General features: G+C 38.6%; 12 protein-coding genes and 6 tRNA genes. 10 read left to right on the top strand and 8 right to left on the bottom strand.

What is annotated here, in order from left to right; all coding sequences use genetic code 11:
- Nucleotide 1 precedes the first annotated feature (1 nt).
- Complete coding sequence (locus tag I6E69_RS13475) at nucleotides 2–1111, bottom strand: YjgN family protein (RefSeq protein WP_002958576.1); 1110 nt, start codon at nucleotides 1109–1111, stop codon at nucleotides 2–4.
- A gap of 392 nt (nucleotides 1112–1503) precedes the next feature.
- On the opposite strand from I6E69_RS13475, the gene I6E69_RS13470 reads away from it, so the two are divergent.
- From I6E69_RS13470 to msrB, 10 genes are all read left to right on the top strand, one after another.
- Entirely contained in the window at nucleotides 1504–1707 is a 204-nt protein-coding gene (locus I6E69_RS13470) for a DUF1656 domain-containing protein (protein WP_002958577.1), read from the top strand.
- Between the two features lie 168 nt (nucleotides 1708–1875).
- Complete coding sequence (locus I6E69_RS13465) at nucleotides 1876–2736, top strand: HlyD family secretion protein (RefSeq protein WP_197121430.1); 861 nt, start codon at nucleotides 1876–1878, stop codon at nucleotides 2734–2736.
- Between the two features lie 10 nt (nucleotides 2737–2746).
- Nucleotides 2747–4783 (top strand): FUSC family protein, encoded by a 2037-nt coding sequence (locus I6E69_RS13460; protein ID WP_002958579.1) that lies wholly within the window; start codon nucleotides 2747–2749, stop codon nucleotides 4781–4783.
- Nucleotides 4784–4859: 76 nt separating this feature from the next.
- On the top strand, nucleotides 4860–5591 hold the full coding sequence (locus I6E69_RS13455) for an RNA methyltransferase (RefSeq protein ID WP_039489393.1): 732 nt from the start codon (nucleotides 4860–4862) through the stop codon (nucleotides 5589–5591).
- A 67-nt stretch (nucleotides 5592–5658) separates the two neighbouring features.
- Nucleotides 5659–9060: a chromosome segregation SMC family protein gene (locus I6E69_RS13450; protein ID WP_197121429.1), complete on the top strand. Its 3402-nt coding sequence runs from the start codon at nucleotides 5659–5661 to the stop codon at nucleotides 9058–9060.
- 74 nt (nucleotides 9061–9134) lie between these two features.
- The gene (gene zipA / locus I6E69_RS13445; RefSeq protein ID WP_002958582.1) at nucleotides 9135–9902 is read left to right on the top strand and encodes a cell division protein ZipA; all 768 of its coding nucleotides are present in this window, start codon (nucleotides 9135–9137) and stop codon (nucleotides 9900–9902) included.
- 80 nt (nucleotides 9903–9982) lie between these two features.
- Nucleotides 9983–12001 (top strand): NAD-dependent DNA ligase LigA, encoded by a 2019-nt coding sequence (gene ligA / locus I6E69_RS13440; RefSeq protein WP_197121428.1) that lies wholly within the window; start codon nucleotides 9983–9985, stop codon nucleotides 11999–12001.
- 9 nt (nucleotides 12002–12010) lie between these two features.
- The gene (locus I6E69_RS13435; RefSeq protein WP_138489372.1) at nucleotides 12011–12529 is read left to right on the top strand and encodes a DUF2919 domain-containing protein; all 519 of its coding nucleotides are present in this window, start codon (nucleotides 12011–12013) and stop codon (nucleotides 12527–12529) included.
- 2 nt (nucleotides 12530–12531) lie between these two features.
- Complete coding sequence (locus I6E69_RS13430; protein WP_197121427.1) at nucleotides 12532–12972, top strand: hypothetical protein; 441 nt, start codon at nucleotides 12532–12534, stop codon at nucleotides 12970–12972.
- A 147-nt stretch (nucleotides 12973–13119) separates the two neighbouring features.
- On the top strand, nucleotides 13120–13560 hold the full coding sequence (gene msrB, locus I6E69_RS13425) for a peptide-methionine (R)-S-oxide reductase MsrB (RefSeq protein ID WP_002958586.1): 441 nt from the start codon (nucleotides 13120–13122) through the stop codon (nucleotides 13558–13560).
- 4 nt (nucleotides 13561–13564) lie between these two features.
- On the opposite strand, the gene I6E69_RS13420 is transcribed toward msrB, so the two are convergent.
- The 7 genes from I6E69_RS13420 to I6E69_RS13390 all read right to left on the bottom strand — a co-directional run bounded on the left by I6E69_RS13420 (nucleotide 13565) and on the right by I6E69_RS13390 (nucleotide 16703).
- Nucleotides 13565–15211, bottom strand: coding sequence for a tetratricopeptide repeat-containing response regulator (locus I6E69_RS13420; protein ID WP_149602941.1), 1647 nt, complete (start codon nucleotides 15209–15211; stop codon nucleotides 13565–13567).
- 692 nt (nucleotides 15212–15903) lie between these two features.
- A tRNA-Val gene (locus I6E69_RS13415) sits at nucleotides 15904–15979 on the bottom strand.
- 61 nt (nucleotides 15980–16040) lie between these two features.
- Nucleotides 16041–16116 (bottom strand) — tRNA-Val (locus I6E69_RS13410).
- 32 nt (nucleotides 16117–16148) lie between these two features.
- A tRNA-Val gene (locus I6E69_RS13405) sits at nucleotides 16149–16224 on the bottom strand.
- 48 nt (nucleotides 16225–16272) lie between these two features.
- A tRNA-Val gene (locus tag I6E69_RS13400) sits at nucleotides 16273–16348 on the bottom strand.
- A 153-nt stretch (nucleotides 16349–16501) separates the two neighbouring features.
- Nucleotides 16502–16577 (bottom strand) — tRNA-Val (locus tag I6E69_RS13395).
- A gap of 50 nt (nucleotides 16578–16627) precedes the next feature.
- Nucleotides 16628–16703: transfer RNA gene (locus I6E69_RS13390), tRNA-Val, on the bottom strand.
- Nucleotides 16704–17016: the final 313 nt, after the last annotated feature.

Raw genomic sequence — 17016 nt, 5'->3', positions numbered from 1 at the left:
CTTAAGTTAGAGAAAGGTCAATATCAAATACGTTTGCAGCTTCTTCAGCAAATGATGATTGCTGTTCTTGCGCGGTATCGATTAGGTTTAATGCACCAGGATAAATAGTGACGTTAGTTACATCAGCGAGCATTTTTGATGTACGTACTTTTGTCCATGGGTATGCAAGCCCTAAAGAAAATACAATAGCCAACATATTAGTTAATAGTAAAACAGCGAAAGGAATTGGTTTTAGCTCTGATTTAAATGTAGCAACGCCTTCAAAATGGCTGTTATCAAAAATGTGATTTCTAATAGCGGCGTGCCATACAGCAGAAACAATGGCAATCATTAGCACATAGGCAATCATCATAAAGATAGGAAGCATAACCATAGCTGCAGAGTTTTCTAAATTTTGTTGGTTTTCAATATCTACTAAGTTGAGGCCAAATAATCCTAAAATCCCCATAAATACCACCATGGTGATAGAGCTCACTACAAAGCAAATAAGCGCTGTGAGGTAATAGGTCTCGCCTTTTAGATTTACAGTAAGCGGTTTGTCGCCATAACTAATATTGCTATGTATATAGCTATCAATACGCTTTATAACGTAAGGCATTAATAAATAAAGCGTAAATATGCTTGCAATAGGTAAAAGTATAAAGTTAACAAAGGCTTCGCCATAACTGCCTTTAAAAGCAAAGCGAACATTACGATGGCGGGTCATACGCAGATTAAAACGTAAACCTTGGTTAATAATCCATGGCATTAAAAAGATAAAACCAAGAGCAATAAACAGGCCTAAAATAGGCATAAAGCTAATAGAAAATGTATAAATAAAAAATACAACAACCGCTAAAATCCGACCTTTTAAAATTTGTATTGGTGTTGCTAGGTAGTCAAAACTATGACCATCTATACGGGTGTGGCCGTAAAAATAGCGATGCGTACGTACTTTAGCCCACGCTGAATATATGCCAAGCGTAATAACGCTAAGTAATATATTTACAATCCAAATTCCAAAAAACTCACCGCCTTTACCACTAAATTGCACTTTTCCGCTAAAAATTGGTTCAGCAGGCTCATTTATTGGTGGGGTTGTTTCAGATGGGGTAGGGTGTATTGATTCCATTAAATTATATCCATGTTGTTTTTTTGTTAATTTACCCATTTTTAGTGCAAAACTCAATGTTTATAATTATCCAACCCTTCTGCAAGCAGCTATAAATAGGCGTTTTAAGTATTAAGTTGAATACTCTAATACTTTTTTATAAATAAACCTCGCTGGTTTATGTATTTGGCTGGTAACTGGGGTCTTTAGCTTTTTAATATGCGATTTAGCTACTATACATAGTTAGTGCTGCTTAAATGTAATGGCATTAATTATGTATTAAGCACATTTACGTACAATTAAGCTAATTGATTTATATGCCAAAATAATAGATTGTAAGAGTAGTGCGGATGTAAATTTATTTAGGTTTTACAGCTTTTATCACCGCTTTAAATAACATTAGGATATTTATTATGTTTCAAGCAGTCGTGTTAGGGGGATTAGAGTTTAGCCCGCTGATTGTTTACTTCCCAATTGCATTTATTTTAACGGCGTTGACTCGTTTTGTTTTGCATCGACTAGATTGGCATGACCGTATTTGGAAAGTGGCTTGGTTTGAGGTGTCACTATTTGTTTGTTACTTGGCACTCGCCGTCTATTTATACCAATCTGTTTAATTAATTGAGCTATTTTGAGGCAAGAAAACCGTGTCGATAACAAGGCAAAAATTTCGTTATTTAGTTGTTCTATATCAGAAATTTTTAACACAGTTAGCGTCAGGTTTAAGCCCTCAAATTACTCAAGTATTATTGCGGGTTGGTATTACTAAGTGGAAGATAAATTGAATGATTAAATATCTGCGTATTACTTTTACTATCTTGGTTGTTATAGCTGCGGTTTTTGCTGGGCGTTGGGTATGGACTGACTACATGCATACTCCTTGGACGCGTGACGGGCGTATTCGAGCCGATATTGTCACGGTTGCTCCAGACGTGTCGGGTTGGGTAACTGCTTTAAATATTAAAGATGGTCAAAACGTACAAAAAGGCGAAGTACTTTTTAATGTTGATAAAAAGCGTTATCAAGCAGCGCTTGATAAAAGTAAAGCAAACACAGAAAACGCATTGTATACATGGGAGCTTGCCAAGCACAAATACGAAAGACGTGTTGAGCTAAACACTCAACAGGCAATTAGTGAAGAAACGCTAGAATCCACTCGTATTAATACTAAAATTGCTGAAGCAAATTATAACTTAGCCAAGACAGAGCAAACAATTGCGCAGTTAAATGTTGATAGAACTAAAATTGTTGCGCCTGCATCAGGGCAAATAATTAATTTGAATTTACGCCAAGGCAACTATGTAGCTCAAGGCACACCTGTTTTTGCTATTGTTCAGTCAGATTCGTTTTATGTAACGGGTTACTTTGAAGAGAGTAAAATACCGCTTATTTATCCTGATCAAAAAGCTAAAATAGCGCTTCTAAGCGGTGGTAAGCAATTAACGGGGCATGTAGTGAGTGTAGGTAAAGCAATTGCAAATACGAATACACAAAGTAACGGGCAGCTTTTACCACAAGTACAACAAACATTTAATTGGGTACGTTTATCGCAACGTATTCCTGTTGATATTAAGTTAGATTCATTGCCCGAAGATACACAGTTAAGCGCAGGAATGACCGCCACAATACATCTCGCTACACGTTAAGGGGAAGACAGTGGGCGTTGTATTACAAAATTTGTTTTTTCCTAAAAAACAGGCAATTATTTTTGCGACTAAGGGCGTTATAGCCATGGTGATGGCGCTCACTATTGCTATGTCGCTTAACCTTGAAAGGCCTTATTGGGCGTTAGTCTCGGCTATATTTTTGCAATTACGCCCACAAAGCGGATTAGTTATTGAAAAAGCAATTTGCCAAATAATAGGCACCATAGTGGGCGGTTTATTTGGCATATTGCTTTTAACTCAGTTAATTCTCTACCCTTATTTAGCGCTCGGTGCACTGGCATTATGGTTGGGGGTGAACTCTGCGTTATCGGCAATGGTACGCCAAGCAAACTTTGTTTATGCGTTTGCTATGGCTGGTGTAACAGCCGCCATTATTGTGCTTTTAGTCATGGTTACTCCGGCAATGGTAAGCAGTCAAAGTATATTTGATATTGCACAAGCGCGAGTAAGTGAAATAATAATAGGGTCTGTATGTGCTGGGCTTGTGAGTCATCTATTTTGGCCTGTAAAGGTTAAACATTTACTGCAAACACAAGCGCGGTCGGTTATAAATCAAACGTTACATTATTTAGTTATTGAGCTTGATTCTAAGGGTTCGCACGAAAACCGTCACCAGCAAATAGATGGCATTATGGCAACATTGGGATCAATAAACGAAGATTCCAGCGCAGTAAGATACGAAGGACCAAAAGGTCCAGGGCGCTCGCGTGCTGCAAATCAGTTGTCGCAAAAAGTACTTTCTTTATTGGCCTTAATTCAAATAATTGGCCGTCTACAGCGAAACCACGAAGACCTTATTACACCTACTTTAGATAAATTAATAAGTAAACTTAAGCACGTATTTGCGCAAATTAAAGAGTCTGACGATTTTGATTACTGCGCCGAACAAGTTAAAACGCTGCGTAAAGAGCTAACCGACTATAGAGCAAATACGGTGTGTGATTCGCCATTTGAATCTCACATGCTCAATGTGAGCTTAGAAGTAGCAGCCGACTTAACAATTTTACTACGCGCATACAGAGCGTTAGAAGAGCGTGATAAAACATTATTAAATGCACCCAGTATGCTTACATATCGCGACCCATTAGCTGGCATAATTGTTGGATTTAGAACTGCTTTGGTGTTTTCTATCGGCGCATTTATTTGGATTAATACAGGCTCTTCTGCTGCATTATTAATTATGATTTTACCGGTCATATTTTCGATAATGTTGGCGAGAATACCGTTAGCTATTTTACAGGTGGTAATAAAGCGTTTATTGGTAGGCGTGGTGGTTGCTGCTATTGTAACTATTTTTTACGCACTCAATTTATTATCACAAAGTGGTGGGCAATTAGAAATATTACTACTTGTATTAGCAGGGCCTTATTTTCTGGGTTTACTGCTGCTAGCTGATCAACAAACATTGCCATATGGCTTGGGGTTTTGTATCCCATTTACGATTTTGGTAAGACCCAGTACCGATATGAGCCTTGCGTTTTCAATCGATTACACACTTAGCTCTGCAATGGCAATTTTTGCGGGGGTAAGTATTTTATTTTGGATTTTTCAGTTATTCACAGGCCCGAGTGTGCAATTACTTGTTCATCGTGTTTTTAAGGCCACTTATAAAGATTTACTCGAAATAAATAACCATCCAACCCCAAGTATTTGGTATAACCGCCGTATGGCCGATAGGTTAATTCGCTTAACTAATTACGATCAAGGTTCACACTCACGCGTAATTACTGATCTTGCACTAACCGCTCTAAACTTAGGGCATGCGTCGGTACGTTTAAACTCAATTTGTGAAAATTTGGCTGGTAATACAAAGCTAAAGTATTTAAATGAGTGGCAGCGTACGTTAGCCGATGCATTTATGTTGGCAACCAAGGGCAAGTTTAATAATAAGTTTAAGCAAGCGTCAGATAATCTTTATGAGGAATTGGCTCAGACGGTTGACGATTCAAATCAATTAGAAGCAATAAAAGGCATGTTTATTCGCATTAATCTGACCTTTGAAAGAAGTGCGAGTAAGATAAATTAGCCCCATTCGCTGCTTTTCGAGTTCAGATGTTATAACGAAATCTGTTATACTTGCTGGATAATTTTATGGGGCTGTTATGATTTCAAAAAACCAACTCAAACTTATTCGCCAACTTGGCCAAAAAAAGTACCGAAAGCAATATAATCAATACCTTGTACAGGGTGAGAAAAACGTACTTGAGTTATTAAACAGCCCATTAAATGTGGTTAATATTTTTGCTACAAACGAATTTATAAATGCGTACCAAGGTAAGTATCCGCAAGCTAACTTTATAGAAGCTGATGAAGAGACCCTCACCAAAGCCAGCACGCTAGTTAGCAATAATGCAGCCATTGCTATTGTTGATATGCCAAAAGCAGCTTTACCACAAGCAAGTGGCTTAATACTCGCACTTGATGGCGTATCAGACCCTGGTAATTTAGGCACAATAATAAGAGTGGCAGACTGGTACGGTATTAAACATATAGTAACCAGCACCGACAGCGCAGACGCTTACAACCCAAAAACAATCAGCGCCACGATGGGCTCATTTGTAAGGGTATCGGTAAGCCAAGTAGATTTACCTGATTACCTACAGTCTTTAAATTTACCTGTTTACGGTGCTTTTTTAGATGGGCAAAGCGTGCATAAAACCCAATTTACGGGCTCAGGCGTTTTACTAATGGGCAGTGAGTCGCATGGAATACGCGAGACATGTGCAAAGTTAGTAACTAATAAAATCACCATCCCCGCTTTTGGTGGTGCAGAATCACTTAATGTGGCAATGGCGACCGGTATTATTTTAGATAATTTTAAACGACAAGCTTAACAATTTAACTGTTAATGAGTTAAATTGTTTGTAATCAATAACAATAATAATCGGTAATAACAATAAGATGCGCTTAAGCACTATTAAATTAGCGGGCTTTAAATCGTTTGTAGAGCCCACTAAAATTCCATTTCCTGATCAAATGACGTGTGTTGTTGGCCCCAATGGCTGTGGCAAATCTAACGTTATTGATGCAGTACGATGGGTGCTAGGTGAAAGCTCTGCTAAAAACCTGCGTGGCGACGCCATGACCGACGTTATTTTTAATGGCTCAACTAATCGAAAAGCCATATCACAAGCCTCTGTAGAGCTTGTTTTTGATAACGATAAAGGAAGTCCTTCAAACACATTTGCCGATCGAAACCAAATTGCTATTAAGCGTTTAGTAACGCGCGACGGACAGTCACTGTATTTTTTAAATGGCAGTAAATGCCGTAAGCGCGATATTACCGATATATTTTTAGGCACCGGTCTTGGTCCACGTAGTTACGCAATTATTGAGCAAGGGATGATCTCGCGCTTAATAGAAAGTAAACCACAAGAGCTGCGCGTATTTTTAGAAGAAGCCGCTGGCGTTTCTAAATACAAAGAGCGCCGCCGCGAAACACAAACTCGTATAAAGAGCACTCGCGAAAATCTTGAACGTTTGTTAGATGTGCGTAAAGAACTACAAAGCCAGCTAGATAAATTGGCTGTGCAGTCGGTTGATGCAAAAAAATACCGCGAATTAAAAGCACAAGAACGTACGCTAAAAGGCCAAATTGCCGTTTTAAAATGGCAAAAGTTACATCAGCAGCAACTTGAAAAAAGTGCCCAAATTAAAAAACTTAATGATCAAATTTTGTTTTTTAAAACCGCTAACTCAGGGCATGACGATGTACTTGCAAGCTTAGAAGGGCAAGTACAAGCTCAGCAAGATAAACTAAGCGATGCACAGCATCAGCAACATGTAATACACACAGAGCTTACTCGCGCTGAGCAACAACAAATCAATGTAAAGCAGCAAACCCAAACGCTTAAACAAAGTTTAATTAAATTACAGCAACGCCAAATTCAAAGTGCTGAGGTAAAATCGCAGCAGCAAATTGTGTGCGAACAACTCAACGAAGCCCTGCAAGAGGAAAGTGAAAATGCCTTAATATGTGAAGAGCAAGTTAGTGGGTTAACGCATGAACTTGAGGAATTATTAGCACTTAAGCAGCGCCACCATACTCATTGGCAAGCTTTGTGTGAGCAACAGCAACAGCTTAATAATAACGTGCAACTACATAGTAGTCACATTAAACAAACTCAGCAGCAAATAAGCCACGTTAACGAGCAAATTGATCAGTTAACTGTTCAGCTTAGCGAGCTACAAAGTAGTGATGTAGAGCAACAGTTAATACAGCAAACACAGCAAACACAAACATTAACTCAAGAACTTGCCGCTAAACAAACAGCACATACGAAGTGCACTGCTAAGCTTGAAATGCAAAATGAGCTTGTTAATAACTCACAAACACAATATTCGACGCTCACTCAAACAATAAACGAGTTAAAAGCCAGTATAACGGGGCTTAAAAGTACATTAGGGCTTGATGAAAAAAGTGAACGTACTAATGGTTTGTTTAATCAGCTAAGTGTTAAAGAAGGCTTTGAGCTTCTAATAGAGCAAGCACTTAAATTTTTAGAGCACTTAAATGTAAGTGAGCAGCAAGCTGATAACAGTGTGTGGCCAAATAGTGATAAAAGTGTGCCAACAAATAGCTTAGCTACATATATAACAAGCGGTGTTTATCCAGAGCATTTAGCACGTATTGCTTATAGTGAAAGCGGTGATTTAGAAATACTAAAAGATAGTTTTTATACAGCTGTTATGGATAAAAACGGTGCTTTATATGGTCGTAACTGGCATGTAAGTGCCGAATGTAATGCAGAAAACTCATTACTTTTAAAGCATAAGCAATTGCAAGATAAAGCGCAGCAGTTAACTAATGCCGAGGACGAGTTACAACAAGTAACACACACTCGTGACGGACATACAGCTGAGCAAATAAAGTTAGTTAACGAGCAAAGCGAGCTAAAAGAAGCGATACATGAGCTTGCCCAAAATATAGCGGTAGCCAGTACGCGCAGCGATATGCTCAAACAGCAAGTAGCGCACTTTAAGTTACAACTAGAAAAGCTACAACAACAAAAACAGCAATTAACAAATCAGCTTTTACAATTAAATACCGTGCTTGATGAGCAAACAGAGCAATTTGAAGTGTTAAATGAGCAGCAACTTAACTTAGCGGATGAAGTAGACGCTGCAAATAGCTTGCGCTCACAAAGTGATAAAAGTTATAGCGAAGCATTAAGCATGCTTGAGCAATATAAAACACAAGCACATAAGGCAACGCTCTCAGAGCAAAAGGCACGCAGTGAATGGCAGTTAAGCCAAACCAAATTGAGCCATGCAGAGCAAGAGCACGTTAGTGCATCAGAAGGTGCGCAAGAACTACTAAATGAAATAGAAGAGCTGCTGATACCAGAGCAAGAACTTAGCGATAAAATTACGCAGCTCTTAACACAGCATCAAAAAGGTGAGCAGGCATTAGTATTGCTACAAAAAGAATTAGCTCAGGCGAAAGAGAGCTTAAACACTAAGCAAATAAGCCTTAAAAATTCACAAGGGGAGCTGGTGGGCTTGCAAGAGCAGCATCAAAAGCTAACAATTGAAGAGCAAAGCTTAGTAATAAAAGCGCAAGTTGCGCTTGAGCCATTAGAAGAGTTGAAACAAAGCTTAAAAGCAATACTTGATGAATTACCTGATTCATTGAATTTAAGTGCAGCGCAAAATCAGTTAACCGGATTTACTAATCAGCTAGATAAATTAGGTGCAGTAAACTTAGCGGCAATAGAAGAATTTGATTTAGCCAAAGCACGTAGTGATTATCTTGATAATCAATTAGATGATTTAACAAAAGCGTTAAGCACCCTTGAAGGTGCAATTCGTAAAATTGATAGTGAGACCAAAACACGCTTTAAAGCGACGTTCGATCAAGTAAACGAAGATTTTGCTGAGCTATTTCCTAAAGTTTTTGGAGGGGGAAGCGCGTATTTAGAATTAACCAGTGACGATTTACTCGAAAGTGGTGTTAGTATAATGGCACGACCACCGGGTAAGAAAAATTCAACAATTCATTTGTTAAGTGGTGGAGAAAAAGCGCTGACCGCATTATCATTAGTGTTTTCTATATTCAGGCTCAATCCAGCTCCTTTCTGTATGCTGGACGAAGTAGATGCACCATTAGATGATGCCAACGTTGTGCGTTTTTGCCGTTTGGTTGAAGAAATGTCACAATCAGTGCAGTTTATTTATATTAGTCATAATAAAATTGCGATGGAAATGGCAGGTAGATTAACAGGTGTTACTATGGCAGAACCTGGCGTATCGCGTATGGTTGCTGTAGATATAGAGCAAGCTGTGCAACTTGCACACGCATAAATTTTTATAACAAGTGTATTAGTTTTTCATTAATATACAGGTTTTAGGCATATCAAATAATAAAAGGTGAGGGGATGGCCGAACAATTAAGATGGGTTTTAATCGTTATCAGTGTAATTGTCATTGGTGGTTTATTAATACATGGATTGTGGTCAGTTAGAAAAAAAGACCGCCCAGAAGTATCGGATAATGAACGGGTTGAGCCATTACAACAAAGCGCACCAGCTTCATCTAAACCGTTTCGTACTGAGGCTGAGCCAAAAGAGCCAATGCAAGACGAACGTGATGAGCCACAATTTGGCGAGCTTAACTTTGATGCAAATGAGCCGCAAATTGATACAAGCGTGCCAGAAACACCGATTGAAGATGACTTAGAAATAGTTGATGATCTTGAAACAAAAGATCAAAGTGCTGAAGAAGCGCCTGCTCAAATGTCTGACTTTGTTATTGTGCATATTCAAATGCCAGAAGAGCTTAGTATGCGGGGCAGTAAACTATTACCAGCAGTTAATACTTTAGGTTTTAAATATTCTGAGGAAGGCTTTTTTAATCGCCACTTAGATCCGGCTGGCCAAGGTCCTGTTTTGTTTAGATTAGTAAATATGTACAACCCAGGTACGTTTGATATTGATAATATGGAACAATTTAGTACCGCTGGGGTAAGTTTATTTATGACGTTACCGTGCGACGGCGATGGTCTAGCGGCATTTAATATGTTGCACAGCGCAGCTAAAAAGTTAGCGGATGAATTTGGTGCACAAATTTTAGATGCTGAGCGAAATGAAATGACAGTAGAGCGCATCAGGCAATATGTTGAACAGGTTCGTTCTTTTTCAGCGTAAATAACGCATACATTATATTTTTATAAGCCACTGGACGGTGAATCGTCAAAGTGGCTTTTTTTATGTTTATTGAGGTTTAAATGTCTAGCAGCATTAGTGAGCAAATTAATCATCTTCGTACTACATTAGAGCAACACAACTATAACTATTATGTGCTCGACACCCCCAGTATTCCTGATTCTGAATACGATAGGTTATTACGCGAACTAAGCGCACTAGAGATGCAGCACCCTGAATTTTTAACCGCCGACTCTCCGACACAAAAAGTAGGCGGTGCCGCACTGAGTAAATTTGAGCAAGTAGCGCACCAAGTACCCATGTTATCGCTTGATAACGCGTTTAGTGAAGAAGAATTCACTGCATTTAATCGCCGTATAAAAGAGCGCTTAATGAGTACTGATGAGCTTACTTTTTGTTGTGAGCCAAAACTTGATGGATTAGCCGTATCAATTATTTATCGTGATGGTGTGCTTGTACAAGCGGCTACGCGAGGTGATGGTTTTACCGGTGAAAACATTACACAAAATGTTAAAACTATTCGTAATGTACCGCTTAAGTTACGTGGTGATTACCCAAAAGAGCTTGAAGTGCGCGGCGAAGTATTTATGGACAGCGCTGGCTTTGATAAATTAAATACTGAAGCGCAAAAACGCGGTGAAAAAGTATTTGTTAATCCGCGTAATGCAGCCGCGGGGAGTTTGCGTCAACTCGATTCTAAAATTACAGCTAAACGCCCACTCATGTTTTATGCCTATAGTACCGGGCTTGTAGCTGATGGCAGTATTCCTGAGGATCACTATCAGCAATTAGAAAAGTTAACTGACTGGGGGTTGCCACTGTGCCCAGAAACAAAATTAGTTGAAGGTCCTAAAGCCGCGCTTGAGTACTACAGCGACATTTTAACGCGCCGTGGCGAGCTTAAATATGAAATTGATGGCGTAGTAATAAAAATAAACCAAAAGGCCTTACAAGAGCGTTTAGGCTTTGTGGCACGCGCTCCTCGATGGGCTATTGCGTATAAGTTTCCGGCGCAAGAAGAAATAACCCAACTGCTAGATGTCGAATTTCAGGTGGGCCGTACTGGCGCTATTACCCCAGTTGCACGCCTAGAGCCTGTTTTTGTTGGTGGTGTTACCGTATCAAATGCAACACTACATAATGGTGATGAAATTGCACGCTTGGGTGTAAAAGTTGGGGATACCGTTATTATTCGCCGTGCTGGAGATGTAATCCCTCAAATAACGCAAGTTGTACTTGAGCGCCGCCCTGATGATGCCAGAGATATCGAATTTCCAGTAACTTGTCCTATTTGTGACTCTCATGTTGAAAAGGTTGAAGGAGAAGCTGTCGCTCGTTGTACGGGTGGGCTTGTATGTCCTGCACAACGCAAACAAGCAATTAAACACTTTGCGTCACGTAAAGCGCTGGATATAGACGGCCTTGGCGATAAAATTGTTGATCAGCTGGTAGACAGAGAGCTTATAAAAACACCCGCTGATTTGTTTATTTTAAAACAAGGACATTTTGAGTCACTTGAACGAATGGGACCTAAGTCAGCCAAAAATTTAGTAACAGCCCTTGAAGAGGCGAAAGGCACTACGCTTGCTAAGTTTTTATATTCATTAGGTATTCGCGAAGCAGGTGAGGCAACAGCACAAAATTTAGCTAATCACTTCCTTACCCTTGAAAATATAATAAATGCCAGCATTGATAGTTTAACGCAGGTAAGTGATGTAGGCGAAATAGTTGCAACGCATGTTCGTGGCTTTTTTGATGAAGAGCATAATTTAGCAGTTGTTAATGCGCTTATAGAGCAAGGCGTAAACTGGCCAGCGTTGAGTGCACCTTCTGAAGAAGAACAACCGCTTGCTGGGCTTACTTATGTACTTACTGGTACGCTAAATACGCTTAATCGTAATGACGCAAAAGCACGCTTACAGCAACTAGGAGCTAAAGTATCTGGTAGCGTATCAGCGAAAACTGATGCGTTAGTCGCGGGTGAAAAAGCAGGTTCAAAACTGACTAAAGCCCAAGATTTAGGTATCGACATACTCACGGAAGATGAATTAATTGAGCTGCTTAAAAAGCATAATGGTTAGGACGCAACAATGAGCCGATACGGTCCAGAATACTGGGATAAGTACGGAAGTTACCGAACTCCTATTGCATTTAATTTAAGTTTGCTTGTGCTATTACGTGGCTATTTTATTTGGGTGATTGCGGCTTTAAGTCGCAGGCCTGAACTTGATTTAATGTCGTTATTTTTTAAAAATAAAAATGATTTTTTTATTGCAATAGCAATTGGAAGTATCGCAATAATACCAACTATTTTATTTTGTTTACGCAGACCACGAGATTCACACAGTGCGAGCGATAAGTTAGCAAAAATATGGCGACATATGCGCTGGCCCCTTATTGTATGTGCTGTTGTTGATTTAACATGGTTAAGTATTCAAGCCGCGCATAGCCATTATCGATTTTCATCATTTTTAGCAGTACAAATGATGATTGTTTTATGGGTATTGTGGTATTTGGTGAAAAGCCGTTATTTAACCGTTTTTTTTAATGATTGGCCTGAGCCGACAGAAAAAGCATCAGAAGAAAAAAAGCGACTTAAAAGGGATTAGTTGTGGACGCTGTAAATAAAAAAATAGCGATAGCTATATCGTTAATAGGCTTAGTGCTTATTATTTTAATGATTAGCACTGACCTTTTAGAGTCTATGTGGTTTAAAGCGCTATTTGGGTTGTGGGTATTTGTTTTTTGCTCAAGCGTTTATAGGCTAACGCCCTTATTTAAATCAAGAAATAGGCTAGAGGATTTTATTCAGCGAGATGCCCAACATTTACTACTTTTTAGTTTGATGGGATTTTTTGATAAAAAGCATGGTCCAAATTGGTTAGTTATTGAGAGTATCGAACGCATAACGACAAATGATGATGAGCTAATAATTTACAGTAATAACGAGCGCCAAATGAGTGTTAGTTTACCTGTAAAAAAAGCAGAGCTAGATAGTTTTATTAAACGAATACTTACCGACTCAGAAAAACAAAATATTACCTTTAGCTGAGGAGATTACCTTTAAGATTGAACGAGTTTTAGTTTTAAACGGTCAACACTCTTTAGCTGATCTTTAGTGTATTAAATAACGTAATAATTAACCGTACTTCTTATAAATTTATTAAGTACGGTTAATCAACTATTCAATGAGGCTATTATGTTGAAGTGGAATGATGTTATTAACTTTGCCACCAACGGCAATCCTACCCCAAGTAAAAAAGTAGTCAAAACTGACGAGCAGTGGCGGATGCAACTATCAGAAGATGAATATTACGTAACACGTAAGAAAGGAACAGAGCGCCCAGATAGCTCGGGTAGTTGTACATTACTCGAACCTGGCAAGTATGTGTGTATTTGCTGTGATAACCTATTGTTTGATGCCGATGAAAAGTTTGATAGTGGTACTGGTTGGCCGTCATTTACGCAACCTGCAACAATTGAAGCGATTGGTTATGTAAACGATACAAGTCATGGTATGGAGCGCATAGAGGTGGTTTGTAATGTGTGCGATTCGCACTTAGGCCATATTTTTCCAGATGGCCCATTACCAACAGGTTTACGTTATTGCGTTAATGCCGCAGCAATGAAAAAGCTCTAATATTTTATTTACTAGCGCTTTGAATATCTAAATTCATTTCTTTTGCTATATGCAAAATCTTATCTAAACGCTGCGTCTGATCTGCTTGTAATTTAGTTTTATCAAGAAGGGCGTAGCATCTTCTAGCAAGATCCATGTTAAATGAGCTGCCAGATTGCTTGGTTGAATCAAATAGGCACTGTAATAAATTAAGTGCAATACTCTGATTGCGAGGCATGACTCTAAACGCTTGCGTAAAAGCTTCCAGCGCAGTATTTAACTGCCCTTTATTAAATTGATTAACGGCATGGTTATTAAGCTCTTTTGGACCCATTTTAATATCGCGTCGCTCACTTTGTTGCTGCTGAATATAACGCAAGTAAGTTGTGTCGCTAACTGCAGGGTGTCTTTCACAGTGGCTAATTATTTGTGTGAATAAGGTTTGCGCCTTTTGATGAAACCCCAGTTCATGAAATGCTTTTGCTTTATCAAGTGCTCCATCAACCGATCGGATATGAGTATCGTCGTCATCAAGCTGCTCAATTAGCTTTTTCGCTTTTTGATGCTCGTCTTTTAAGTAATGAAGTCGTGCATTAAGTACATCAATTTGAGCTTGATTTGCATTATTAGGAAACTGTTTTTTTAAATCATTAATGTACTGATTTGTTTGTCTAGAAATTCGTTGAATTTGATCAGTTTGATCAGTCGTTAACGCAAAGTCGATACCGGCACGTGCTGCATTCAAATATACATCGGGGTGGTCGTGTATTGAGTGCTTTGCAAAGGTGGCTATATCTTTTTGAGTTAAATAGCTTTTTTCGTAGTCGTGATTAATTAGCGACACATTACTTAACGATTTTTGGCGTGTGATGTTTCGCGGTGCAATGTCTGCTGCTTGACTTAAAAAGCTTTGTGCTAGCTCAAACTGATTTAGCTTTATTTCTAATCTGCCCAACAAATCAAGGGCTACTAAACGAGTTTCTTGGCGCTCTAACATTGTCTTGAGCATTCGCTGCGCCAAAATATGTTCGTTATTCGCTATAAGTGCCTCTACTAAACCTACTTTTGCCCAAGCAAATTTTTGAATATCGAGAACAGACTTAAAAAAGTCTTTTGCATCTTGAGCGCGCTTTAAGCGAAGTAGGGCATCGCCTTTTAAGCGAAGTAGGATAGGGCTGTAATTATTATTTTTTTTATCCAGAGCGGTATCAATAAATTTAATAGCTTTTGAATCGTTACCATCATCAATTAATGAATACACTGTGTGTAAGTCGTGTTTACGCTTTAAGATTCGTTCAATGCGTGTTTTAAGCTCTTGTACTGTAAAAGGCTTAACTAAAAAGTCATCTGGCTGCAGCTCAAGAACACTATGAACGAGTGAGCCACTTGTTTCTGCTGAGATAAAAATAAAGCCAGTCGAACTTTTTATGAGCTGCTTTACACGTAGCTCTTCATAAAGCTGGTAGCCATCTTGGTGTTTGTTTAAGTTGAATGAGCAAACGATTAAATCAAATTCTTCACTTAAACACTGCTCTTTTGCAGAGTTTGCATGATCAGCAAAGCGCAACTGCCGAAAGCCAAGCCTTTCTAACGATTGTTTCATATAGCTTTGAGCAAGTGGCTGCTCCTCTACTATAAGTATTTTGGCTTTTGAATAGATCTTAGTTGGCATTGGCTTAAGCGTAATTGTATTTAACACAGACTATAATCAACAGTTTAACTCCTTACAAGGGAATTTAAATGATAGCTGTATTTATTAGGTACTTAACTTTGCCTAATACGTTTATCTCACTACGAAAGTACTGAGCCGAATAACATAATTAAAAACCAAATAAGTAAAATGGAAACGCTATATTTGATGAGTTCTTTGATATGGAAATTTAGATTTTAATAAAAATATGAAATGTATTTAAGGTAAAAATAGGGGTTAAACGTATTTAATATGGGAAAAGTTATTACTAGAGAAGTTGTCTGATGGTATTTATATGTGGTGGGTGATTACTTGGCTTGATACCAGTGACCCTGGCCATTATTTGTAAAGGGTGGTGATGCACTTTTTCTTACGGCTAAGTTAACTACACACGATTTATATATTGAGTATTTATAAAGTTCTTAAATGTATTTAATATGAAAAGAAAGAGTTATTACTAGAGAAGTTATCTGATGGTATTTATATGTGGTGGGTGATACTGGACTTGAACCAGTGACCCTCGCCATTATTTGTAAAGGGTGGTGATGCTATTTTTCTTACGGCTAAGTTAATTACATGCGATTTATATATTGAGTTTTTATAAAGTTCGTAAATGTGTTTAATATGAGAAGGAAGAGTTATTACTAGAGAAGTTGTTTAATGGTATTTATATGTGGTGGGTGATACTGGACTTGAACCAGTGACCCTCGCCTTGTAAGGGCGATGCTCTCCCAACTGAGCTAATCACCCACATATAATAGGTATGCCTGTTATTTAATTCTTTATTATCAATTAACCGCTTGATGTAATTTGGTGGGTGATACTGGACTTGAACCAGTGACCCTCGCCTTGTAAGGGCGATGCTCTCCCAACTGAGCTAATCACCCAAATTACATTTTAATATGCACCATTCTAGGAATGGTGGGTCGTACTGGACTTGAACCAGTGACCCTCGCCTTGTAAGGGCGATGCTCTCCCAACTGAGCTAACGACCCATATTAAATTTTAAAACGCGACTATTGATATAATAATAGGTTTATATGTGGTGGGTGATACTGGACTTGAACCAGTGACCCTCGCCTTGTAAGGGCGATGCTCTCCCAACTGAGCTAATCACCCACATATAAATTAAAACGCTACTATTAAAATAAATAGTACTGGACTTTAACCAGTGAACCTCGCCGTTACTTGTAAATAGCGGTGATGCTCTCTTTTTTCTAACTGAACTAACGACCCATTTAGATTTTTTTGTAATATGCACCATTTAAAAAATGGTGGGTCGTACTGGACTTGAACCAGTGACCCTCGCCTTGTAAGGGCGATGCTCTCCCAACTGAGCTAACGACCCATATTACAATTTTAAAACACGACTATTAATATAGTAATAGGTTTTATATGTGGTGGGTGATACTGGACTTGAACCAGTGACCCTCGCCTTGTAAGGGCGATGCTCTCCCAACTGAGCTAATCACCCACATCTAAACAACATTGCATTGCTGCGTTGTTGTGGGGCGCTATTATAGATAGAGTTGGAAATGTGTCAACACTTGAATGATAAAAATGTGCTGAATGAAGGTTTTATAAACAATAGGATATGGTTGAAGTCTATTTTATCATCAAATTCGATATTGCAGTTCAATTAAGCACCTAATAAGCTCCTAAAAGTGAGTAGGGAATTGTATTTTATTAATCTTAAATTTAGCTTCACGATACTCATTGCTTTCTTACTGGAGTCGTTTTTATGATTATGAGCAAGATGGATTAATATTAGGGCGAGTTATTTAGTG

The sequence above is a fragment of the Pseudoalteromonas sp. NZS100 genome, from assembly GCF_015864815.1.
Classification (GTDB): Bacteria; Pseudomonadota; Gammaproteobacteria; order Enterobacterales; family Alteromonadaceae; genus Pseudoalteromonas; species Pseudoalteromonas distincta.
The sequence above is the reverse complement of the archived record's forward strand: the minus strand, read 5'-3'. Positions and strand labels throughout refer to the sequence as shown.

What these genes read in the sequence shown, in the direction of transcription:
- I6E69_RS13470 (WP_002958577.1), top strand. Translation starts at nt 1,504, where the DNA reads ATGTTTCAAGCAGTCGTGTTAGGGGGATTAGAGTTTAGCCCGCTGATT.
- I6E69_RS13435 (WP_138489372.1), top strand. Translation starts at nt 12,011, where the DNA reads ATGAGCCGATACGGTCCAGAATACTGGGATAAGTACGGAAGTTACCGA.
- I6E69_RS13455 (WP_039489393.1), top strand. Translation starts at nt 4,860, where the DNA reads ATGATTTCAAAAAACCAACTCAAACTTATTCGCCAACTTGGCCAAAAA.
- I6E69_RS13475 (WP_002958576.1), bottom strand. Translation starts at nt 1,111, where the DNA reads ATGGAATCAATACACCCTACCCCATCTGAAACAACCCCACCAATAAAT.
- msrB (WP_002958586.1), top strand. Translation starts at nt 13,120, where the DNA reads ATGTTGAAGTGGAATGATGTTATTAACTTTGCCACCAACGGCAATCCT.
- I6E69_RS13420 (WP_149602941.1), bottom strand. Translation starts at nt 15,211, where the DNA reads ATGCCAACTAAGATCTATTCAAAAGCCAAAATACTTATAGTAGAGGAG.
- I6E69_RS13450 (WP_197121429.1), top strand. Translation starts at nt 5,659, where the DNA reads ATGCGCTTAAGCACTATTAAATTAGCGGGCTTTAAATCGTTTGTAGAG.
- I6E69_RS13465 (WP_197121430.1), top strand. Translation starts at nt 1,876, where the DNA reads ATGATTAAATATCTGCGTATTACTTTTACTATCTTGGTTGTTATAGCT.
- ligA (WP_197121428.1), top strand. Translation starts at nt 9,983, where the DNA reads ATGTCTAGCAGCATTAGTGAGCAAATTAATCATCTTCGTACTACATTA.
- zipA (WP_002958582.1), top strand. Translation starts at nt 9,135, where the DNA reads ATGGCCGAACAATTAAGATGGGTTTTAATCGTTATCAGTGTAATTGTC.